At 65.5% G+C, this 21,976-nt stretch carries 18 protein-coding genes and 1 tRNA gene; 11 read left to right on the plus strand and 8 right to left on the minus strand.

Annotated features, from left to right (window positions below; genetic code table 11):
* Positions 1-2: 2 nt before the first annotated feature.
* From AC6LKD_RS06065 to AC6LKD_RS06075, 3 genes are all read left to right on the plus strand, one after another.
* Positions 3-785, plus strand: a complete 783-nt coding sequence (locus AC6LKD_RS06065) for an SDR family NAD(P)-dependent oxidoreductase (protein ID WP_498115526.1) — start codon at positions 3-5, stop codon at positions 783-785.
* An 80-nt stretch (positions 786-865) separates the two neighbouring features.
* The gene (locus AC6LKD_RS06070) at positions 866-1,324 is read left to right on the plus strand and encodes an Lrp/AsnC family transcriptional regulator (RefSeq protein WP_013391543.1); all 459 of its coding nucleotides are present in this window, start codon (positions 866-868) and stop codon (positions 1,322-1,324) included.
* Between the two features lie 159 nt (positions 1,325-1,483).
* A complete protein-coding gene (locus tag AC6LKD_RS06075) occupies positions 1,484-2,095 on the plus strand; it encodes a gamma-glutamylcyclotransferase (RefSeq protein ID WP_013391544.1) in 612 nt (203 codons plus the stop codon).
* Between the two features lie 14 nt (positions 2,096-2,109).
* Here AC6LKD_RS06075 and pagP read toward each other — a convergent pair whose 3' ends face one another.
* From pagP to AC6LKD_RS06095, 4 genes are all read right to left on the minus strand, one after another.
* The gene (gene pagP / locus AC6LKD_RS06080) at positions 2,110-2,664 is read right to left on the minus strand and encodes a lipid IV(A) palmitoyltransferase PagP (protein ID WP_207472148.1); all 555 of its coding nucleotides are present in this window, start codon (positions 2,662-2,664) and stop codon (positions 2,110-2,112) included.
* Between the two features lie 129 nt (positions 2,665-2,793).
* On the minus strand, positions 2,794-4,266 hold the full coding sequence (gene mgtE / locus AC6LKD_RS06085; RefSeq protein WP_492275969.1) for a magnesium transporter: 1,473 nt from the start codon (positions 4,264-4,266) through the stop codon (positions 2,794-2,796).
* Positions 4,267-4,276: 10 nt separating this feature from the next.
* Complete coding sequence (locus AC6LKD_RS06090; RefSeq protein WP_013391547.1) at positions 4,277-4,687, minus strand: acyl-CoA thioesterase; 411 nt, start codon at positions 4,685-4,687, stop codon at positions 4,277-4,279.
* Positions 4,688-4,792: 105 nt separating this feature from the next.
* Positions 4,793-5,869 carry a YeiH family protein gene (locus tag AC6LKD_RS06095; RefSeq protein ID WP_013391548.1) on the minus strand — a complete coding sequence of 359 codons (1,077 nt, stop codon included), beginning with the start codon at positions 5,867-5,869 and terminating at the stop codon, positions 4,793-4,795.
* Between the two features lie 120 nt (positions 5,870-5,989).
* Here AC6LKD_RS06095 and AC6LKD_RS06100 point away from each other — a divergent pair, with 120 nt between their 5' ends.
* Positions 5,990-6,883, plus strand: a complete 894-nt coding sequence (locus AC6LKD_RS06100; RefSeq protein ID WP_492275970.1) for a LysR family transcriptional regulator — start codon at positions 5,990-5,992, stop codon at positions 6,881-6,883.
* Between the two features lie 3 nt (positions 6,884-6,886).
* Here AC6LKD_RS06100 and AC6LKD_RS06105 read toward each other — a convergent pair whose 3' ends face one another.
* A complete protein-coding gene (locus tag AC6LKD_RS06105; RefSeq protein ID WP_492275971.1) occupies positions 6,887-8,083 on the minus strand; it encodes a M20 aminoacylase family protein in 1,197 nt (398 codons plus the stop codon).
* 75 nt (positions 8,084-8,158) lie between these two features.
* On the opposite strand from AC6LKD_RS06105, the gene AC6LKD_RS06110 reads away from it, so the two are divergent.
* On the plus strand, positions 8,159-9,859 hold the full coding sequence (locus AC6LKD_RS06110) for an AMP-binding protein (protein WP_013391551.1): 1,701 nt from the start codon (positions 8,159-8,161) through the stop codon (positions 9,857-9,859).
* A gap of 6 nt (positions 9,860-9,865) precedes the next feature.
* Here AC6LKD_RS06110 and AC6LKD_RS06115 read toward each other — a convergent pair whose 3' ends face one another.
* Positions 9,866-10,741 carry an inositol monophosphatase family protein gene (locus tag AC6LKD_RS06115; RefSeq protein WP_498115527.1) on the minus strand — a complete coding sequence of 292 codons (876 nt, stop codon included), beginning with the start codon at positions 10,739-10,741 and terminating at the stop codon, positions 9,866-9,868.
* 144 nt (positions 10,742-10,885) lie between these two features.
* On the opposite strand from AC6LKD_RS06115, the gene mnmC reads away from it, so the two are divergent.
* The 6 genes from mnmC (at position 10,886) to AC6LKD_RS06145 (ending at position 18,220) form a co-directional block, all read left to right on the plus strand.
* On the plus strand, positions 10,886-12,757 hold the full coding sequence (mnmC, locus tag AC6LKD_RS06120) for a bifunctional tRNA (5-methylaminomethyl-2-thiouridine)(34)-methyltransferase MnmC2/FAD-dependent 5-carboxymethylaminomethyl-2-thiouridine(34) oxidoreductase MnmC1 (protein ID WP_498115528.1): 1,872 nt from the start codon (positions 10,886-10,888) through the stop codon (positions 12,755-12,757).
* A 272-nt stretch (positions 12,758-13,029) separates the two neighbouring features.
* On the plus strand, positions 13,030-15,255 hold the full coding sequence (locus tag AC6LKD_RS06125; protein ID WP_492275973.1) for a glycoside hydrolase family 31 protein: 2,226 nt from the start codon (positions 13,030-13,032) through the stop codon (positions 15,253-15,255).
* 199 nt (positions 15,256-15,454) lie between these two features.
* Positions 15,455-16,543 carry a methionine ABC transporter ATP-binding protein gene (locus tag AC6LKD_RS06130; RefSeq protein WP_492275974.1) on the plus strand — a complete coding sequence of 363 codons (1,089 nt, stop codon included), beginning with the start codon at positions 15,455-15,457 and terminating at the stop codon, positions 16,541-16,543.
* Entirely contained in the window at positions 16,500-17,153 is a 654-nt protein-coding gene (locus AC6LKD_RS06135; RefSeq protein WP_013391556.1) for a methionine ABC transporter permease, read from the plus strand. The genes AC6LKD_RS06130 and AC6LKD_RS06135 overlap by 44 nt, the downstream gene beginning before the upstream one ends.
* A 55-nt stretch (positions 17,154-17,208) precedes the next feature.
* The gene (locus AC6LKD_RS06140; RefSeq protein WP_013391557.1) at positions 17,209-18,006 is read left to right on the plus strand and encodes a MetQ/NlpA family ABC transporter substrate-binding protein; all 798 of its coding nucleotides are present in this window, start codon (positions 17,209-17,211) and stop codon (positions 18,004-18,006) included.
* Between the two features lie 138 nt (positions 18,007-18,144).
* Positions 18,145-18,220: transfer RNA gene (locus tag AC6LKD_RS06145), tRNA-Lys, on the plus strand.
* A gap of 164 nt (positions 18,221-18,384) precedes the next feature.
* Here AC6LKD_RS06145 and AC6LKD_RS06150 read toward each other — a convergent pair.
* Positions 18,385-20,193: a methyl-accepting chemotaxis protein gene (locus AC6LKD_RS06150; protein WP_498115529.1), complete on the minus strand. Its 1,809-nt coding sequence runs from the start codon at positions 20,191-20,193 to the stop codon at positions 18,385-18,387.
* Positions 20,194-21,930: a GGDEF domain-containing protein gene (locus AC6LKD_RS06155; RefSeq protein WP_498115530.1), complete on the minus strand. Its 1,737-nt coding sequence runs from the start codon at positions 21,928-21,930 to the stop codon at positions 20,194-20,196.
* Positions 21,931-21,976: the final 46 nt, after the last annotated feature.

Consider the following 21,976-nt stretch of genomic DNA (forward strand, 5'->3'; position numbering starts at 1 on the left):
GCATGGATCTGGGGATCGGCGGCAAGACGGCACTGGTATTCGGCGGCAGCCGCGGCATGGGGCGGGCGTGCGCTCTGCAATTGGCGCGGGAAGGCGTGGCGGTCACGATAGCCGCCCGCAACCCGGCCACGCTGGAGCAGGCCGCGGCCGAGATATCGCATGAAACCGGAATCGGGGTGGGCTGGGTGTCGGCCGACCTGACGCAGGCGCCGGGCCGGGACGCGGCCATGGCCGCCTGTCCGCATCCCGACATCCTGATCAACAATGCGGACGGCCCGCTGCCGGGCGACTTCCGCAACTGGAGCCATGACGACTGGATCGCCGCGCTGGACGCCATGATGCTGGGCCCCATCGACATGATCCGCCGGGTGGTGGACGGGATGATGGAGCGGCGCTTCGGGCGCATCGTGAACATCGTGTCGCGCAGCGTCAAGGCGCCGCATGCCGAGCTTGGCCTGTCCAATGGCGCGCGTTCGGGCCTGATCGGCTTCGTCAGCGGACTCGCGCGGCAGACCGTGCGCCACAACGTCACCATCAACAACCTGCTGCCCGGCGCCTTCGCCACGGATGCGCAGGTCAGGCACATACAAGGCATGCTGGATCAGTCCGGCGGCAAGAGCTTCGAGCAGCTCTGGGACGAGCGCGGATGCGCGAATCCAGCCGGCCGCTACGGCCAGCCCGAGGAGCTGGGCGCGCTATGCGCCTATGTCTGTTCCGCGCAGGCCGGCTACATGACGGCGCAGAACATCCTGATCGACGGCGGCGGCTACCCCGGGACCTACTGAAGTCCGGCGCCCGGCGGGCGCAAGCTGGACGCGGGCAGGCGGAACAGGCAACATTGGGGCCGATCCAGCCGAGGAAACCCATGGACCAGACGGACATCAAGATACTGGCCTTGCTGCAGAAGGACGCCACCTGTTCAGTCGCCGAGATCGCCGAGCAGGTGCACCTGTCCGTCACGCCCTGCTGGCGCCGCATCCAGAAGCTGAAGGATGACGGCGTCATCGCCCGCAACGCCATCTTGCTGGATCCCTGCGCGCTGGGCCTGAACCTGACGGTCTTCGTGTCCATCAAGACCAGCCAGCACAACGAGAAATGGACCCAGAGCCTGATCAACGCCGTGATGGCCCTGCCCAACGTGGTGGAGTTCCATCGCATGGCGGGTGACGTCGATTATCTGCTCAAGGTCGTGGTCGAGGACATGGCGGCCTACGACCGCTTCTACCGCCGCCTGATCGGCGCCGTGGACCTGCTGGATGTCAGCGCCAGCTTCTCGATGGAAGTCATCAAAAGCACCACCGAATTGCCGCTGGACGCGGTGTAGGCGGGCGCGCGCAATTTTTTTTCCATGGCGGGGGCTGCCGGGGATGCAAATTCCATTCGGCCCGCCGGCCGGCCTCCATCACGCAATTCTTTTGCGCGGGCTACGGCGTAGGATATCCCCACTCCCATTATGGGATGAATCGGGATATCAGAGGACCCTATGTCGTTGGCAGTACCCGCCGGCTGCGCCGGTACGGAAACTTCGCGGCGCGCGCTTTCGGTGGATGACCTGCTGGTCGGCTGGAACGGCGTCGACGATCTGTGGGTGTTCGCCTATGGATCCCTGATATGGCACCCCGGCTTCACCTGGCGCGAGCGCCGGCTGGCGACGGTGCGCGGCTACCACCGGTCCCTGTGTCTGTGGTCGCACGATCATCGCGGTTCGCCCGACAATCCCGGCCTGGTGTTCGGCCTGGACCGCGGCGGCTGCTGCCGCGGCGTGGCTTTCCAGATCGCCGCCTGCGACGTGCCCGCGGTATTCCAGGCGCTATGGCGCCGCGAGATGATCACGGGCGCGTACTCGCCGCGCTGGCTCACCTGCCATACCGAAGCCGCGCCGGTGCGCGGGCTGGTGTTCCTGTTGAACCGGGCTTGCCAGGAGTACGCGGCAGGCCTTAGCGACGATCGTCTGCTGGCGTCGGTGCGCAATGCCGTCGGCCATTCGGGGCCTTGCCTGGACTATGTCGTGGAGACCGAGCGTGCGCTGCGTGCGCACGGCATCGACGACTGGCGCTTGGGCGATCTGGTGCGCAGGCTGGGCCAGGCCTTCTGAGGCCTGCGAGCGCTTCAGAAGCTCCAGCGGCCGAACATGAACAGCACGTTGCCCGCGCCGGCGGAACCCGGGATGTAGGTCGCGTATAGCATCGCGTCCTTGTAGCCCGCGCTCACCAGCGGCAGGATGCCCGGAAACGGCACGTAGCTCATGATGTCGTGGCGCGCCGTCAGGAAGACGGTATAGCCCGCGCCCAGGCGAAAGTTCTCGCTGACCCGCCCGATCTTCAGGAAGCCGTAGCCGGCGATCGGTTCGACCTTGCTATGCGAATCGAGAAAGGCCATGGCGTACAGGCCCTGCCAGTCGCCGTCTTCGTCGTAGATGCTGCGGCCGTAGCCGCCGCCCCAGGCCAGCTCGTTGAAGCTGTCGATCTTCTCTTTGCTGTAGGTGGCCCGGTTGTGCCACGAGTAGCCGGTGAAGTACAGGTCGTTGCCGCCCTCGTTCCAGATCTGGTCAAGGCGGTTGCAGGCCGACTGGGCCCATGAGGGCATGCTGTCACAGGCTTGGGCTGTGGCGGCGAAGGTGGCGAGCAGCAGGCAAAGCATTGCCGCCCGGAATCTTGCAGTCATTGTGGATGCAGAAAGGGTAGAGATGACAATTCCATTACTGTAATGGAACGATCGTTATCTACCCTGTCAGCTAGCTGTCAACCGGGCGCCGCCAGAGGGAAGCCGATTTTCTTGACCGTTGTATCCGGGCTACAGCAGGAAAATCGTCGCCAGGCCCAGAAAGATGAAGAACCCCAACGAATCGGTGGCAAAGGTCAGGAGCACTGACGAGCCCATCGCCGGATCCTTGCCGAAGCGGGCGCGCACCATCGGCACCAGCACGCCCACCGACGCGCCGACCAGCATATTGCAGATCATGGCGGCCATCATCACCAGCGCGATGGACAGCGAATGCGAAATCGCCCAGGCGAACAATGCGGCGACCAGGCTGCCGCACAGCCCCACCATCAGGGTGACGAGGAGTTCGCGCTTGACCAACTGCCACAGATTGCGGCCGGTGATCCGCCCCATGGCCAGGGCCCGGATGATCAGGGTCATGGTCTGGTTGCCGGAGTTGCCGCCGATGCCGGCCACGATGGACATCAGGAACGCCAGGATGACGATCTGGCTGACCGTGCCCTCGAACTGGGAGGCCACGAAGGACGCCGTGGCGGCGGTACAGAGGTTGAACAGCAGCCAGGGGGCGCGGTTGCGCAGGGCCGTGGCGACGGGCGCAAAAATGTCTTCTTCCTGCAGGCCGGCGCGCGACAGCGCCTGTTCCTGGGAGTCTTCGCGCATCACGTCCACCACGTCGGCAATGGTGACCCGGCCAATCAGGCGGCCCTGGTCGTCCATGACCGGCGCGGAGACCAGGTCGTAGCGTTCGAAGGCGCCGGCGGCATCGGCGTCGGAATCCAGCGGGTTGAGCGCCAGGAAATCCGAGTTCATGACCGCGCTCACTTCGGTTTCGGGCTCGCTGACCAGCAGCTTGGACAGGGGCAGGATGCCTTGCAGCTTGTCCTGGCGGTCCACCACGAAGATCTGGTCGGTGTGGTCGGGTAGTTCGTGCAGCCGGCGCAGATAGCGCAGCACCACTTCCAGCGTCACGTCCTCGCGCACCCGGACCATCTCGAAGTCCATGATCGCGCCCACGCTGTCTTCCGGATAGCCCATGGCTTCCAGCAGCTGCGCGCGTTCCTCTTCGGTCAGGCCTTTCTGGACTTCGGCCACCACGTCGGGCGGCAGGTCGGGCGCCAGGTCGGCCAGCTCGTCGGCGTCCATGTTGCCGGTGGCGGCAACCAGGTCCTGGCGGTCCATCGCCTCGATCAGCGATTCCCGCACCCAGTCTTCGACTTCCAGCAGCACGTCCGCGTCGTGCTCGGGGCTGACCAGTTTCCAGATGGCCTGCCGTTCGTCCTTGGGCAGCGATTCCAGGATGAAGGCGATGTCGGCCGGATGCAGGCCGTCCAGCAGGGTCTTGAGTTCGGCTTCGTGCTGGCGGTGCACCAGGTCCTCGACCAGCGAGGCCTTGGAGTCGCCTTCTTCCTGGCGATGCACCAGGTCGGCGACCAGTTGCTGGCGGCGCAGGCGTTCCTGCACTTCCGCCAGCGCGTGTTGGGCGTCTTCCGGGTCGAGGCGGCGGGGCGTCGCGGGCGGTTTCTGCGCGGCGGCGGACTGCGTCATGCGTTACGGCTCAAAGAGTAGGAAGGGGACGGCGCCGGCGGGCTTCGTCGGTGGCGACGTAGGTCAGCGTGGCCTCGGTGACCTTGACGATCTCGGCGTCCAGCCGCTGACGCTCCGCGTAGACCTCGACGGACACCGTGACCGAGGTCGTGCCGGTCTTGGTGATGGCTGCGTAGAAACTGAGCAAATCGCCCACGAACACCGGCTCTTTGAACTGGAAGGCATTGACCGCGACGGTGGCCACGCGCCCGGCGGCGCGGCGCGCGGCGGGGATCGATCCGGCGATGTCGACCTGGGACATGATCCAGCCGCCAAAGACGTCCCCGTGGATATTCGCGTCCGCCGGCATCGGCATGACGCGCAACACCGCATCGCGATCGGCGGGCAAAGTCGTAAACGGGGTTTTGGTGCTGGAGGTCATGCGGCCGACTCCACTGCTAGGGAACCAGCCGATTATGCAGGAAAAACGCGACAGCGGCGTGCATGCGCAAAGCCCGCCGCGCCTCTGGGCGCGGCGGGCCGGGGATCAGGACGCCAGCTTGACGATGCCGTAGCCGCCGACCAACAGCCAGAGGTACAGGATCAGGCCCAGCGCCATCACCCGGGGACCGGCCTTGCGGATCTGGGCGAAGCGGGTTTCGATGCCCAGCGCGGTCATGGCCATGGTCAGGGCGAAGACGTCCAGGCGGCGGATGGCGGCCACCGCGTCGGCGGGGATGATGTTCAGCGAATTGATGATGGCCAGCACCAGGAAGCCCACCGCGAACCAGGGGATCGGCAGCTTGCCGCCTTTGCCCTGGCCGCCGGCATGCGAGGCTGCGCTGCGCAGATACATGCCCAGGATCAGCAGGACCGGCACCAGCAGGGCCACGCGGGTCATCTTCACGATGGTGGCGACTTCGGTGGTGGCGGGGTCGACGTTGCTGGCCGCGCCGACGACCTGGGCCACTTCATGGATGGTGCCGCCGATATAGATGCCCAGGGCCTGGGTGTCGAAGTTCAGCCAGCCCGCGTGGTAGAGCACCGGGTACAGGAACATGGACAGGGTGCCGAACAGCACCACGGTGGCCACGGCCACGGCGCTCTTGTGGGGAGCGGCCCGCAATGTGGGTTCGAAGGCCAGCACGGCGGCGGCGCCGCAGATGGCGCTGCCGGCGGCCGTCAGCATGGCGGTGTCGCGGTCCAGGCCCAACAGACGCTGGCCCACCACCGTGCCGAGCACCAGGGTGCCCACCACCACCGCCACCGAGACCGCCAGCCCGGGCAGGCCCACGGCGGCGATCTGCTGGATGCTGATGTTCAGGCCGTAGAAGGCCACGGCGATGCGCAGCAGGCGCCGCGCGGTGAAATTCACGCCCGCGCTCCAGTCGGCGGGCATGGTGCCGCGCAGGAAGTTGCCGTAGAGCATGCCGCAGACAATGCCCACGACCAGCGGCGAGAAACCCAGCTGGCGGATGGCGGGCAGGTCCGCCAACTGCATCACCGCGGCGGCCATCAGGCCGACGAACAGCACGCCGTTGAGCTTGTCGCGCCAGGGTGTGGCGGCGGGAGACGCCGTCGGCGTGGCGGGGAGGGGGACGGCGGTGCTGGTAGATGTACTCATGGCTGGCCTTTTGGGGGAGGCATATCTAAATAACTTCCCGAAATATTAATTTCCCGCCTACTATTTGAAAAATCTTTATTTCAGATATGTAATATCAGGAATTCTGATATTTAGGCGATCATGACTCCCGATCAGCTGCTTACCTTCGCCAGCGTGGCCGATGCCGGCAATATCAGCCGCGCCGCGCAGCTGCTGAACCTGTCCCAGCCCGCCGTCTCCGGCCAGCTACGGATGTTGCAGGAATGGTTCGGCGAACCCCTGTACCGCCGCAGCGGCCACGGCATCGCGCTGACCGAAGCCGGTGAGCGCCTGGCCGAGCAGGCCCGCCAGTTGCGCCAGGTGTACCGGCAGGCGCAGGCGGTGCGCGAATCCTGGCGCGGACTGGAAACCGGCGATCTGCGCCTGGGCGCCAGCACCACCCCCGCCAGCTATCTGCTGCCCAGCCTGGTGGCCGATTTCCGCCATGCCTTTCCGGCGGTCAGCCTGCATCTGTCCGATGGCAACACGCGTGAGATCGTCGAGCGCCTGCCGGCCCTGGATCTGGCGTTCATCGAAGGCGACGTGCCTACGGGCTTGCCCGCGGACACGGCCGTGCATGCCTGGCGCCAGGACGAAGTGGTGGCGGTGGTGCGCGCGGACCACGCGCTGGCGGGAAAAGGGGCGGTGACGCTGCGCGACCTGGCGGCGTCAGCGCTGATCATGCGCGAGCCCGGTTCGGGCGTGCGCCGGCTGGTGGAGCGCGCTTTCGCGGACGCCGGCCTGGCGCCGTCGGTGGGCCTGGAGCTGGCTGGCGTGGAGGGGGTGAAGCAGGCGGTGCGGGCCGGACTGGGCGTGGGCTTCGTGTCGGTCATGTCGATGCGGCACGAGGATGGCGCCCTGGCGGCCTTGCGCCTCTTGCCCAGGCCGCTGACGCGGACCCTGAGCATCCTGGTGCCGCATGCCGACGCCGCCGCCCGCGCCGCCGAGCGCTTCCTGGCGATGTGCCTGGCGGTCGGGATGGCGGACGGCGTTTGAGGGTCAGACCTTGGCCAGGCGCTTGAGCGCCAGCTGGACCCAGTAGGTGCCGCCCAGCGGCAGCAGTTCGTCGTTGAAGTCGTAGCTGCCGTTATGCAGCATGCAGGGGCCCAGACCGTGGCCGCTGTCGCGATGGTCGCCGGTGCCGTTGCCGATCCAGACATAACAGCCCGGCAGTTCCTGCAGCATGAAGGCGAAGTCTTCCGCGCCCATGGTGGGTTGCACGTGGTCGTTGACGTTGGCCTCGCCCACGATGTCGCGCAGCACGTCGGCGCAGAACGCGGCTTCCTCGGCGTGGTTGATGGTGGGCGGATAGTTGCGCTGGAACGTGAATTCGACTTCGCAGTCCATCGCCGCGCAGGTGTGGCGCGCGATCTCTTCCATACGGCGTTCGATCAGGTCCAGCACGTCCAGCGTGAAGGTGCGCACGGTGCCGCGCAATTCGGCGTGGTTGGGCACGACGTTGTCGGCGCTACCGGCGTGGATCTGCGTGATGCTGAGCACGGCCGCATCCAGCGGATTGCGGTTGCGCGTGATGATGGTCTGCAGCGATTGCGCCAGTTGCACGGCCGCCATGACCGGATCGATGCCCAGGTTGGGCATGCCGGCGTGCGTGCCCTTGCCCTTCACGATGATGGAGAACTCGTTGCTGGAGGCCATGATGGGACCGGCGGTCAGGCCGAACTGGCCGGGCTTCATGCCGGGCCAGTTGTGCATGCCGAACACCGCTTCCATGGGAAAGCGTTTGAACAGGCCGTCGTCGATCATGCGCTTGGCGCCGCCGCCGCCTTCTTCCGCAGGCTGGAAGATCACGTAGACCGTGCCGGCGTAATCGCGGTGCTGCGACAGGTATTGCGCGGCCGCCAGCAGCATGGCCGTGTGGCCGTCGTGGCCGCAGGCGTGCATCTTGCCGGCGTTGGTGCTGGCGTGCGCGAAGGTGTTGACCTCCTGCATGGGCAGCGCGTCCATGTCGGCGCGCAGGCCCACGGCGCGGTCGCCCGGCAGATTGCCGCGGATGATGCCGACCACGCCGGTGCCGCCTAGGCCGCGGTCGATTTCAATGCCCCATTCCTCGAGTTTCGCCGCCACCACGTCGGCGGTGCGGAACTCTTCGAAAGCCAGTTCGGGATGCGCGTGGATGTCGCGGCGGATCTTGGAAATGTCGTGATGCCACGCGACGATGGGTTCGAGCAGTTTCATGGAGCTCTCGGGCGAAAAAAGGGAACGCAACAAGGGTATCATCAATCAAAAACCAATTTAATGGAGACAAATACCATGACGCGTCCGTGGCTTGCCCATTATCCGCAGGGGGTTCCGGCGGAGATATCCACAGAGGGTTATGCCTCCCTGACTGACTTGCTGGATCGGGCCTGCAAGCAGTACGCCTCGCGCATCGCCTGCACCGCGATGGGCAGCAACATTACCTATGCGCAGCTCGACGCCCATGCGCAAGCGTTCGCCGGCTGGCTGCAAAGCATGGGCCTGGCCAAGGGCGAGCGGGTGGCATTGATGATGCCGAACGTGCCTGCCTATCTGGTCAGCATGCTGGGCACGCTGCGCGCGGGTCTGGTCGTGGTGAACGTGAATCCGCTTTACACCGCTGAAGAGCTGCAGCGACAGCTGCAGGACAGCGGCGCGTCGGCCATCGTCATCCTGGAAAATTTCGCGCACACCTTGCAGCGCGTCACGGACCGCGGACAGCTCAAGCACATCATCGTGACCGGCCCCGGCGATCTGCTCGGCGGGCTGAAGGCGCCGCTGGTGAATCTGGCTGCGCGCTACGTCAAGAAGATCGTGCCCGCATGGCAGATCGATGGCGCCCGCATGCTGCCCGACGTGCTGCGCGACGGCGCGCGCCAGCGCTTTGCGCCGCCGCCGCTGTCGATGGACGACGTGGCGGTGCTGCAATACACCGGCGGCACCACCGGCGTGCCCAAGGGCGCGATGCTGTCGCATCGCAATCTGGTGGCCAATGTGCTGCAGACGGAAGCGGTGGCCCAGCCCGTGGTGCATGACCTCGCGGACCAGCAGCTCACCATCATCAGCGCGCTGCCGCTCTACCACGTGTTCGCGATGACCGTGTGCGGGCTGTATGGGCTGCATGCCGGCATGCGCAACGTGCTTATCATCAACCCGCGCGACCAGCCTTCGCTCATCAACGCGTGGCGCAAGGTGCCGATCAATGTGTTCCCCGGCGTTAATACGCTGTTTAACGCACTGGCGCACAACGACGACTTCGCCCGCCTGGACTTTTCTGCCTTGCGGCTGACCTTGGGCGGCGGCATGGCGGTGCAGCAGCAGGTCGCCGAACGTTGGCTGAAGATTACGGGCAGGCCGCTGATAGAAGGCTATGGCCTGTCGGAAACCTCGCCGGTGGCGACCGTGAATCCCACCAACGCGACCGCGTACTCCGGCTCCATCGGCCTGCCGCTGCCGTCCACCGACGTGGCCATCCTGGACGACGAAGGCCATGAAGTGCCGCTGGGCGAGCGTGGCGAAGTGGGTATCCGCGGGCCGCAGGTCATGCTGGGATACTGGCAGAAGCCCGAGGAAACCCGCCACTCCATGACCGCCGACGGCTACTTCCGCACCGGCGACATCGGCATCATGGATGAGCAGGGCTATACCCGCATCGTCGATCGCAAGAAAGACATGATCGCGGTGTCGGGCTTCAAGGTCTATCCGAACGAGGTCGAGGCCGCAGTGGCGCAGCACCCCGGCGTGCTGGAATGCGCGGCGATCGGCGTGCCGGACGAGCACTCGGGCGAGGCCGTCAAGGTATTCGTGGTGCGGCGGGACCCGACGCTGACCGAGGCGCAGATCCAGGATTGGTGCCGCGAAAAGCTCACGGGCTACAAGCGTCCACGCTACGTGGAATTCCGCGACGAGCTGCCCAAGAGCAACGTGGGCAAGATACTGCGCCGGGAGCTGCGTCCCGATGCGGTTGCGGGCGCACCCACGGGCACCGCGGCGTAAGGGCCGTCAGTCCTTCTTGTCCAGGTGCGGCGCGATCATTTCGTGCAAGGCGCGCTCGATGGCCTTGTTGCCGGCCACGACGCGTCCGCCGATGGGCCAGGGATCCTGCCGGTGCATGTCCGAACACGCGCCGCCCGCTTCGCGCAGGATCAGCGTGCCGGCAGCCACGTCCCAGGGCGCCAGGCCCATTTCCCAATAGCCGTCATAGCGGCCGCAGGCGGTCCATGCCAGGTCCAACGCGGCCGCGCCCATGCGGCGCACACCGCGGGCGCGGTTGATGGCGTCGTGCAGCATGGGCATATATTGCGCGGCGAATGAAAAGTCGCGGAACGGAAACCCGGTGGCCAGAACGGCGTCTTCGATGGTCGGCGTGCGCGAACACTTGATGCGCCGGCCGTTGAGCCAGGCGCCCAGGCCGTGGACCGCGGTAAAGAGTTCCTCGCGGCTGGGGTCGTACACCACGCCGACCACGGGCGTGTCCTCGGCCAGCGTTTCGGTGGCTGAGATGGCGGTGCCGGCGTGCGCGATCAGCGCGATCGACACCGCGTAATGCGGAATGTCGTGCAGGAAGTTGGTGGTGCCGTCCAGCGGATCGATATACCAGGTGGCGCTGCCCTGCGGCTTGCCGCCGGTCTCTTCGGCGACGATGCCGAATTTGGGCGTGCGCGCTTGCAGCTCCTGGATAATGGCAGCCTCCGCCTCGCGGTCCGCCTGGGACACGAGATCGTTGCGCGCCTTGCGGTCGATCACGAGATCCGCGCGGTGATGCGCGTAGGATTGCAGTATGGCCGCGCCGGCATGGGCCGCCGTGACTGCCGCGTCGATCGCGGCGCACAGGTCGATGGGCGAGGTCTGCGAGCGGGGCTGATCGTAGGTATCCATGAAACCAGTGTAAGCCCATGTATGCGTCAACTCCGTGGCTGCGCCTCTAAACCGCCGCGCCGCGTGTGGCGTCCGCCCAACGCAGCCGCATCCGATAATCCGCGCTGAGTCCCATTCTCCATTTCGTCCGCCGTCGCCGTTTCCATGTCCTCTAGCTATGCTCCCCTGATCCCCGCCCAGGCTGAATTCGATGCCGACGGCCGGCTCTACAGCCCCGCTTATGGCGATGTCTACCATTCGCCATCGGGTGCGTTGGGCCAGGCGGAACACGTGTTCCTGCGAGGCAACGGCCTGCCCGAGCGTTGGCGTGGTCGCCGCGCTTTCACCGTTTGCGAAACGGGCTTCGGGCTGGGGCTGAACTTCCTGGCCCTCTGGAAAGCATGGCACGACGATCCCCTGCGCAGCGCCGCGCTGCACGTGGTGTCGCTTGAAGGGCATCCCTTCGAACGCGAAGACCTGGCGGCTTTGCTGGCCCGCTACGCGCCCGAGTCCCTGGCCGGCCTGGGACGGCAACTGGCAGAGCGATGGCCGGTCCTGTTGCCCGGATTGCATCGCCTGGAGTTCGAGGGCGGCGCCGTCACGCTGACGCTGGGCTTCGGCGATGCCCAGGTCCTGGCGCCCCGCCTGAACGCGAGCGTGGACGCATTCTTCCTGGACGGCTTCGCGCCGGAGCGCAATCCGCGGATGTGGGAGCTTTCCCTGCTGCGCGACCTGGCCAAGCTGGCCGCACCCGGCGCCACGCTGGCTACCTGGGCCTGCACCGGCGAATTGCGCCAGACCTTGCGGACGGCGGGTTTCGAGGCGCGGCGGGTGCCCGGCTACGGCGGCAAATGGCATATGACCGTGGCGGCTGCTATCGCGCCGGGCTGCGCGGCCCCGAGCGCCCCGGACGAGGATTCCCGCCACGCCGTGGTGGTGGGGGCGGGGCTGGCGGGCGCAGGCATTGCCCAAGCATTGGCCGCGCGCGGGTGGCGTGTGACGGTGCTCGACGCAGGCCTGGCGCAGGGCGCGCCATCGCATGCCGGGCATGTCGCGGCGGCTTTGACTCCGGTGGTGGCGCGCGATGACAACGCGCGGGCGCGTCTGTCGCGCGCGGGCAGTCTGCGCGCGTTGGCGCGATGGCAAAGCCTGCCCGAAGGCGCGGCGCCGCTGGTCTGCGGCACCGTGCAGTTGGAGCGCGACGAAGGCCGGTCCGCGGCGCTGGCCGGCACCCTGGAGACCTTGGCCTTTCCCGGGCACTGGGTGCGCCAGGTGAACCGCGACGAAGCCAGCGCCCTGGCCGGCCTGCCGCTGGCGCGGGGCGGGGTGTATTTCGGACAGGGCATGTTGCTGCAGCCTGGCAGGCTGATAGAGGCGCTGCTGGCGATGGACGGCGTGACGGTCCTGCCCGGCAAGGTGGCCAGTGTCGACCGCAACGGCGCGGGCTGGAGCGTGCGCGATCTGGCCGGCGCCGAGCTGGCGCGCGCCGATACCGTCATCCTGGCCAATGCGTTCGGCGCGCGCGCCGTGCTGGCCGATAGCGGTCTGCTGGATCCCTTGCCCCGTGTGGCGCAGATGCATGCGCTCGCGGGCGAGGTAACGCTGGTGCCAGCCCGGGCACTGCACGGCGGTCCGCGCTGCATCGTCGGCGGCGAGGGCTATCTGCTGCCCGATGTGGGCACCGGTTGCGTGGCCGGCAGCACTTACGTGCATGGCGCGGCCGAAGCGCGGGTCGGCGCCGAAGGTCAGCGTGTCACCCTGGACAAGGCTGCGGGCCTGCTGGGCGGCGGCTTTCCGGACTTTGATTCCCTGGAGCCTGGCAGCCTGCCGGGTTGGGCCGGCTGGCGGGCCGTGCTGCCGGGGCGGCTGCCGGCCGTGGGCGAGCTTCCTCAGGCCCCGGGTCTGTGGCTGGCCGTCGGTTACGCGTCGCGCGGCCTTTCATGGTCGGCGCTGATGGGCGACCTGATCGCCGCGCGCCTGGCCGGCGAGCCGTCGCCCCTGGAAACAGATCTGGCGCAACTTATTTCGCCACGTTGAAAAAAAGCCGGGAAGGGGGAACGGGGGCATCCCGCAGGTGGCGTAGAATGGCAGGAATTGCCAGGATTTGGCGCCAAATTGGCCTGAGTTGGCCGCGAACCTGGCGTTTTGGCGGGTCGAAGGCCGCTCCTTTTGGGGGCGCTGGCCGAAGGCTTTAGACCCCTTTTATGGATGAGTTCGCAATCCAAAAGAGGGACCGAGTTTATTTCAAAGCCCAAATCCGTCAAAATAGCGTCTTTTGATGGTTTTTGGCTTAAGCCGGGGGATGCTCTGTGCCGCCCAAGTTCGACTTTGCCCATACTACCCAGCTCGACAATGTCGAGCTGTTGACGTCCCGCCCCAGTCGCATCGATTTCGACGCGGGCGATGGGTTGCACCTGGTAGTCGAGGCGCATGCGCCTGGTGTTTTTCGCCTGCGCTGCGGCGAGGCGAATCACCTTAATGATGACAAGCCCGGCGCGCGTGCTCGCGCCGTGGCGGAAATGCTGCTCGCGCGCCAAGAGGCCGTGGGCGAAGCCGTTATCGCTCCGCGCGACGACGGGGAAGGCTGGCGGATCACCCAGGGCGACGTCTCCCTGGAAATCCTCTCCAACCCCGTGCGGGTCGCGATCTACCGCAACGACGAGCGGGTGTTCGAGTCCGAGGTCTCCGCGCATACGCCCGCATTCGGGCACAACGCGTTGGATCAGGCCGACGACGCCGTCTGGACGGCGGGCTTTACGCTGCAGTCCGATGAGCGCGTGTACGGACTGGGCGAAACTCCGGGCGACCTGAACCGCCGCGAAGAATCCGTGGTTTCCGACGATCCCGAGCACCGCGCCTTGCCTTTGGCATGGAGTCCGCGCGGCTGGGGCGTCTACGTCAACACGATGCGCCGCGTGGAGCACTCGGTGGGCGTGGCGCCCGCGGATTCCGCCTACGTGCTGACCGTGGACGACGTCGTGCTGGACGTGTTCCTGTTCGCCGGCGAACCCGGTGAAATCCTCAATCAGTACACCGCCCTGACCGGCCGCGCCGGCCAACCCTCATTGTGGGCGATGGGAGCATGGCTGCAGCAGGCTCCGGGCGAGATGCCCACGGACACCGTGGCCCTGGTAGCCCGCATGCGCGAAAACCAGATTCCGGTGGATGCCGTGACGCTGGCGCAGCCGGCGGCCTGGGGCTTCCAGTCGGACAAGACGGTTTTCGAATGGAATGCCCAGCGCTTCCCTGACGCCAAGCAGATGCTGGCGCTGTTCCATAAGCACCATGTGCATGTCGCCGCTTCCGGCTTCCCCGGCGTGCTGAAGACCAGCCCGCTGTTCGAAGAACTCGAAGACCGTGGCTGGCTGCTGGCCAAGGACGATGGTTCGGCCCAAGTGTTCGACGGCAACGCCGCCACCTCGGGGCAGCCCTATGGCCTGTTGGACCTGACCTACCGCGACATCTACAACCTGTGGGTGGAGCGCCATCGCCAACTGGTCGAAGACGGCCTGGACGCGCCCGCGTGCGACGCCCAGATCGCCATTCCTGACGGCGTCACCGCCCGCAACGGCGAAACCGGTCCTGCGCTGCGCAGCATGTATCCGCTGCTGGTGCGCCGCGCGCTGTTCGACGCGGTCGCCGGCCTGAAGGTCCCGCCGGAAGGCGTGGTGCCCAGCTCCGACCTGTTTCCCGCTGCCCAGCGTCTGCCGTGGCAGGTTGGGCCGCAAGCTGAAAACACCTGGGAAGGGCTGCGCCACACCCTGCGCACCGCCTTGTCGATCGGCGCCAGCGGCTTGCCCGTCCAGGTGCACGGCATCGGCTCGGCCGCGCGCGACCGCGCCAGCATGACGCCGGAACTGTATCTGCGTTGGCTGACCGCCGGCGTGTTCTCGTCGAACTTCGCCTTCCAGGGCGTGGACGGCCTGATGCCCTGGGACTTCGGCGAAGAAACCCTGGCGCACGCCAAGACCTGGATGCAGTGGCGCTATCGCCTGGTGCCCTATGTGCTGGGCGCCATCGAGGACTCGGCGCGCACCGGCCTGCCGGTGCAGCGGTCCATGGCCATGTCGTTCCCGAACGATCCCGTCTCGCATGATTGGGACTTGCAGTACCTGCTGGGCCCGGCCCTGCTGGTAGCGCCCATCACGGAACCGGGTAAGCAAGTGCGCGTCTACCTGCCCAAGGGCGAAGCCTGGTGGGACCTGAATACGGGGCACCGCTATGAAGGCGGCACCACCTGGACTATCGATTGCGAATTGGGCCAGTTCCCGGTGTTCGGCCGCGAAGGGCACATGCTCTGTCTGGGGCCGGCGGCGCAGCATACGGGCGAGTTCAACTCCGCCCGCATCCTGGACGAGGTCTGGATGTTCGGCATGCCGGTGCACAACCCGGTCGTCATGCGCAACAAGATCCGCGTGATGCAGATGCAGGGCTCCAGCTACATCAAGGGGCTGGAAGGCCTGCGCATTTCTCCGTCCGAGGGCCTGGAGGTCAAGCGCCGCGGCGCGGAAGTCCGCATCTCGCGCGCACGCTGAACCAACCGGCTGCGGCCGGTCCGGCAAAAACTGGGCAGTCAGGAAGGCTTTCCTTCCTGACTGCCCTTTCCGCGTTATGGCATGTGCTCCATAGGGACGCAACAAGGCGCGGGCGCAGGCTTTTATATTACTTGTAGTTATTAAAAATGAAAGAAACAGTCGTTCTCTGTAGAAGAGAAAAGATACAAAATCGCTTGCCATGATTCAGATCGAGAACCTATCCAAGACCTACGCCACGCCGCACGGAGAATTCCAGGCGCTGCGCGGCATCAACCTGCACATCCAGCAGGGCGAGGTCTTCGGCATCATCGGCCCCAGCGGGGCCGGCAAAAGCACGCTGGTCCAGTGCATCAACCTGCTGGAGCGGCCCAATGAAGGCTCGATCGCCATCGGCGGGCAGTCCCTGACCGGCCTGAGCGAAGCGCAGCTGCGCCAGCAGCGCCGCCGTATCGGCATGGTGTTCCAGGGCTTCAACCTGCTGTCGCGCCGCACGGTGTACGGCAACGTTGCGCTGCCGCTGGAAATCGCCGGCGTGGCCAAGGCCGAGATTCCTGCCCGCGTTGAGCGCCTGTTGGCGCTGGTGGGCCTGGAGCATCTGCGCGACCGCTATCCCAGCCAGATCAGCGGCGGCCAGAAGCAGCGCGTCGGCATTGCCCGCGCCCTGGCCAACAATCCTGACGTGCTGCTCAGCGACGAAGCCACGTCCGCGCTGGACCCGGAAACCACGCACAACATCCTGGCCCTGCTGCGCGACATCAACCGCAAGACCGGCGTGACCGTGGTCATGATCACGCACCAGATGGAAGTCGTGCGCGAGGTCTGCGACCGCGTGGCCGTGCTGTCGCAGGGCGAAGTGGTCGAAATGGGCAGCACGCGCGAAGTGTTCGCGCAGCCGCGCCACGAAGTGACTCGCGCCATGGTGTCGGCCGCCACCGCGTCCGACCTGACCGACGCCACGCTGGCGGCGGTCAAGGAACGCATCCAGGCGCTCGTAGCGGCCAAGCCGGGCCAGGCGGTGCGCCTGCTGCGCCTGTCGTTGACCGGCACCGACGCGTCGGGGTCCTTCCTGTCCGACCTGTACAAACAGTTCTCCCTGGACGTGGGCCTGATCCAGGCGCGCGTCGAAGACATCCAGGGCGTGGCTGTCGGCACGATGTTCGTGCTGGCCCAAGGCGCGCCCGCTTCGGTCAAGGACGCGATTGCCGCGCTGGCCGCCCGTGACATTACCGTTGAAGAAATAGCTCATGAGTCCGCAACTGATCGACCTGCTTATTACGTCGCTGCTTGACACCCTGTTGATGGTGGGTGTGGCCAGCGCCATCGCGGTGGTGGTCGGCATTCCGCTGGGCGTGATCCTGACGGTGACTGCCCGCGGCAACATGCTCGAGAACCAGTCCGTCAACCACGTGCTGGGGGCGGTGATCAATGCCACGCGTTCGGTGCCGTTCGTCATCTTGATGGTCGCGATCATTCCGTTCACGCGCCTGGTGGCCCAGACCTCCATCGGCACCACCGCCGCCATCGTGCCCTTGTCGGTCGCCGCGATTCCGTTCATGGCCCGCATCGCCGAAAACGCCATGCGTGAAGTCGACCCCGGCCTGATCACCGCCGCACGCGCCATGGGCGCATCGCCGATGCAGATCATCATGAAGGTGCTGCTGCCCGAGTCCTTGCCCGGCCTCATCGCCGCCACCGTCGTTACCGTCGTCAGCCTGATCGGCTACTCGGCCATGGCCGGCGCCATCGGCGGCGGCGGCCTGGGCGACCTGGCCATCCGCTACGGCTACCAACGCTTCCAATCCGACGTGATGGCCGCCGTGGTCATCGTGCTGATCGTCCTGGTCCAGGTGATCCAGAGCCTGGGCGACCGCTACGTGCGCCGCATCTCGCATCGCTGATCCCGCGCCCGCCGCACCATTTTCTTCTCACTTCCGACATTCGGGATATCGCAACATGAGCATCAAGGTTTTGAAGTCGCTGGCCGCGTTCGCACTCGGCGCCGCCGTTTTCGCCCAGCCCGCGCTGGCCCAGGACAAGCCGCTGAAGATCGGCGTGACCGCCGGCCCGCACGCCCAGATCTTTGATGTGGTGAAGCAGGAAGCCGCCAAGCAGGGCCTGAACATCCAGGTCATCGAATTCACCGATTACGTGCAGCCCAACGTCGCGCTGTCCGCGGGCGACCTCGACGCCAACAGCTATCAGCATCAGCCTTACCTGGACAATGCCAATGCGGACCGCGGCTACAAGCTGGTCAGCATCGCCAAGACGGTCATCTTCCCCATCGGCATCTACAGCAAGAAGATCAAGTCGCTTTCCGAGCTGAAGGAAGGCGCCCGCATCGCGCTGCCGAACGACCCGACTAACGGCGGCCGCGCCTTGTTGCTGCTGCAGGCCAATGGCCTGATCAAGCTGCGTCCCGACGTGGGCCTGAAGGCGACCCCGATCGACGTGGTCGAGAACCCCAAGAAGCTGCGTTTCATCGAACTGGACGCTGCTCAGCTGCCGCGCTCGCTGGACGACACCGATGCCTCGGCCGTGAACACCAACTTCGCGCTGGAAGCGGGTCTCAACCCCGCCAAGGATGCCATCGCCCAGGAATCGCCCGACTCGCCTTACGCCAACGTGCTGGTCGTGCGTGAAAAGGACAAGGACCGTCCCGAGTTCGCCAAGCTGATCAGCATCTACCACAGCCCGGCCGTGAAGCAGTTCATCGAGACCAAGTACAAGGGAGCCGTGGTGGCCGCCTGGTAAGTCCAAGCGCCTGCCCGAAGTTCCCATAACGGCCGCCGCGAGCGGCCGTTTTCATTGTGGGATGAGGGCCTTGTGCAGGGCTGTTGCGTCGAATTTTGACAAACCGCCCCAAATCGGCCATAATTTCTGGCTTCGGTCGGGTTGTTAGCTCAGTCGGTAGAGCAGCGGACTTTTAATCCGTTGGTCGCGAGTTCGAGTCTCGCACAACCCACCACCCCAATTCCCGCAGTACGCAGCAGCGCCGTCCAAGCATTGCTGACCAAGAAGAAACGCCGCTATCTCTAGCGGCGTTTTTCGTTGGTGGCTGGGTTATTGAACCAGTTGGGGCGGGAGTGGCCGAAAGCGGCGCGTGTCGCGATCGGCCCCCCTGCAATTCTCCTACGTCGGTGCCGCGAACGCGATGAGAGCAGGCTCCGCCATGGGCACAGGCCGCGCGGTGACGGACGATGCGGTCTTGAACACTTCGACCGCCTGCAGCAGATCCCGCGCCTGTTCCGCCATCGAAAGCGCCGCCGCCGCGGATTCCTCGACCAAGGCCGCATTCTGCTGCGTCACGGAATCCAGCTGGGCGATGGCCACGTTGACCTGTTCGATGCCGATGGCCTGTTCGCGCGAGGCTGTCGCGATCTCTCCGGTTATTGTCTTCATGCGCATGACCGACGTGACGACGTCCTCCATGTCTTGGCCTGCCCGTACGGCGAGGTCCCGGCCCGCCTGGACCACGGAAGTCGAGGTCTCGATCAGATCCTTGATTTCCCTGGCGGAGGTGGCGCTGCGCTGGGCCAGCGCGCGGACTTCGCCGGCCACCACGGCGAAGCCCCGACCCTGGTCCCCGGCTCTTGCGGCTTCCACTGCCGCGTTCAGCGCAAGTATGTTCGTCTGAAAGGCGATGCTCTCGATCAGCGACACGATCTGCCCGACCTTTTCGGAATTGGTGGAGATCTCTGTCATGGCCGCCAGCATTTCGGATACGACCCCGCCCGCTTTCTCCGCAGCCCTGGCGCCTTCGGAGGCCAGTTCATCGCCGCTGGCCGCATTGTCCTGATTCAGCCGCACGGTGGACGTCAGCTGTTCGATGCTGGCCGCGGTCTCTTCCAACGACGCTGCCTGCTCTTCAGTGCGGTGCGACAGGTCGGCATTGCCTTGGGCAATCTGACCTGCCGCCGTCGAGATGGACGCGGCGGAAGATTTGATCGCATCGACGATTCTGGACAGGCGCGATCGCATGGTTTCCAGCCCGTGCATCAGGCTGTGGTCATAGCGGGGATCGAGCTGCAGCCGGCTGCTCAGATCGCCATCGGCGATGTTCACCGCCAGAAGCTGCGCATCGCCAGGATCGCCACCCAATTGGCGCAGGATGCTGCGCGCCGTGAGACAGGCAGCAGCCACGCCAAGCAACAGCGCGACCACGACGGTTATTCCCACCGCCCACTGCAATTGGTTCGCGAGGGTCCGGGTATCCGCCGCACGCGCGTCATTGATCTGCGTCTCGAGCGCGGCGAGCGTGGACAGTGTCTCTTGGAGCACGCGCTGCTTGGGCCGCAATTCATCCTCCAATAGGTGCTGCGCGGCCTGCCGGTCACCGTTCATGCCTTCTTCCTGCACGCGAACGAACAGCGAGCGCATGTCTTGTTGTGCGGCCCCAGCGGCGGCGAACAGACGTGATTCCTCGCTGGTGGTATTGGAGCGGCTCGAGAACATGCCGCCCAGCCGATTTCGCGATTCGTTGTAGAGCTTCTCGGCTTCATTCGCCCGCAGCACTTCGGCCTGCAGCACTTTCGGATCTGTGAGGACCAGGATGTTGCGGATCGCGATGGCCTGTTCCTGGACCTGGTAGCGCATATCGATGGCCAGGCGCCGCTGTTCATTGTTGATGGCGGTGATCTGGTAGACATCCTGCTCCAACGCCCGGATGCCGAACGTGCCCAGCACGCCAGACACCAACAGCGCCACCATGATCATTGCAAAGCCCATGGCGAGGCGGGTACGCATCTTCAGGTTTGACGGTTTCATTGCTCTTTCGCTTTCAAAATGGAATTTCTGTATTCGGCTTACTCCGTCCGGACTATACGGATGGGTTGCACGCAGAAAAAGACAGAAATTTTTTTCCACCGAGTACTTTTTTCTATCTTGTGAAAGACCGAGGACCGATGCGTGCGGCGCGTTCGCGCCGCTGTGCGAAAGCACTCAAGCGTCTTCGGATTGCGTAATGACGCAGTTGCGGCCAGAGGCCTTGGCGCGATAGAGCAGCTCGTCTGCTTGCTTCAGCAGGGCATCGATATCGTGGATTTCATCCGCCGGCGCGCAGACTACGCCAAAACTGCTGGTGATGGACTCTATGGTCTTGCCGTCCAGCGGTACCGACAGACGCTCGACGCGGCGGCGCATGCTCTGCGCCATTGCGCTGGCCTGCGCGGTGCTGCGGACCGTGCACAGCACGGCGAATTCCTCACCGCCGATGCGCGCCACGATGTCCGAGCGGCGCCATGTCTGGTGGCATGCTTGCGCCACGGCCACCAGCACGTTGTCGCCGCCGGCGTGGCCGTAGGAATCGTTGATCCGCTTGAAATGGTCGATGTCGAAGACGATCAGCGTCAGCATCTGTCCTGGCTCATCCAGGCTGGCGCACAAGGCTTCGGCGCGCGCATGAAACGCGCGCCGGTTGAGCAATCCAGTGAGGAAGTCTGTCTCCGCCAACGCGGCCAGGTCGGCGATGAGCCGCTCGCGCTCATGTTCCGTGCGGGACTTGGCGATGGCGTTGTCCTTCAATGTCTGTATGGCATCGAACAGACCGCGGACCGCCTTGCGATAGCCGGCGGCAGAGATCGGCGCGGGGGCGTTGTCGTTGAGCGAGTTGATGATCTCGGTGGCCACGACGAATGGGCGTATCAGACGCCAGCGGAACTTGGTGAATCCCCAGGTGGCGGCCAGCAGCAGCACGATCGCGACCGTCGTGGTGGTGACCAGTTCCGTCAGCGCATTGACGCGTTGGCGTTCCAGCAGCTTTTGCAACACGTTCAGCACTTCATCGCGGAAGTCGAGAATGGATTGCATCAGGGGAACGTAACGTTCCTGCATGCCAGCCTCGTGAGGCGGCGAGTGGGCTAGTGCAGGCGGCGCGTGGCGCAGCGCTGCGATGTACTCCAGGCCCGCGCCAAAGTACTCGTATTGAACCCGCGGATACGCTCGGGTTTCAAGGTCCGCATGGGTGGAAAGCTGTACTTCGAGCAGCGCGCGCAATTGGGTGACGCGGCCCAGTTGTTGCTCGATACGCTGCGTTTCCTCGTCGCTTAAAGGGCGGCGCTGAACCTGTGCAGGCATGAAGGCGGAACCAAGCAGGCCGGCCTGCTCGCGCAGGCCCGCCGCCAGCAAGGCAATGGTCATGAGGCCGGGGCTTTCTACTTCATGGCGGATCACAACGGCGGAGTTGTCGAGCGCAGTTTCCTCAAGCGCGGGAATGAGCCCGGCCATGATCACCACCACGTCGTTGAGCTCCTCGGCACTGATCAGCGTACGTCGCCTGGCAATGAGCCGATCTGCCAGGGCGCGGTGTTGGACCAGGGTTCGCGCGATATGCTGGATGGTGCCTTGCGCGTCCCTGCAGCCGTCGCAGTTGCGAGTCTGGTGCAGCGCCAGCAGCTCGGCGATTCTGCTGTCGCTGGCGCTGCGCGCGAGCTGCAACTCCTGCTGCCTGGCCTCGGATACGGGCTGGCCTTCTATCAGTGCGGCATTCATCGACCCGCGCTCCATTAGGACGGCAGCCATCGCGTCCAGCGTGCCCTGGACGACGCACAGGCTCGACCTGGCATCGCGCGCCGCCATATGGGCGTGCCAGCTATGGGTCAGTTGGATACCGATCAGCGCACTGACCGGGATCAGAACGCCGATGACATATGCCACCGTGTAGCGATTCAGGGATTTCAAAAGAACAGTGAAGACGAAGAGATTTCAACGTGCGGAAGGCGTCGGA

This window comes from Achromobacter sp. D7-1, assembly GCF_059760445.1.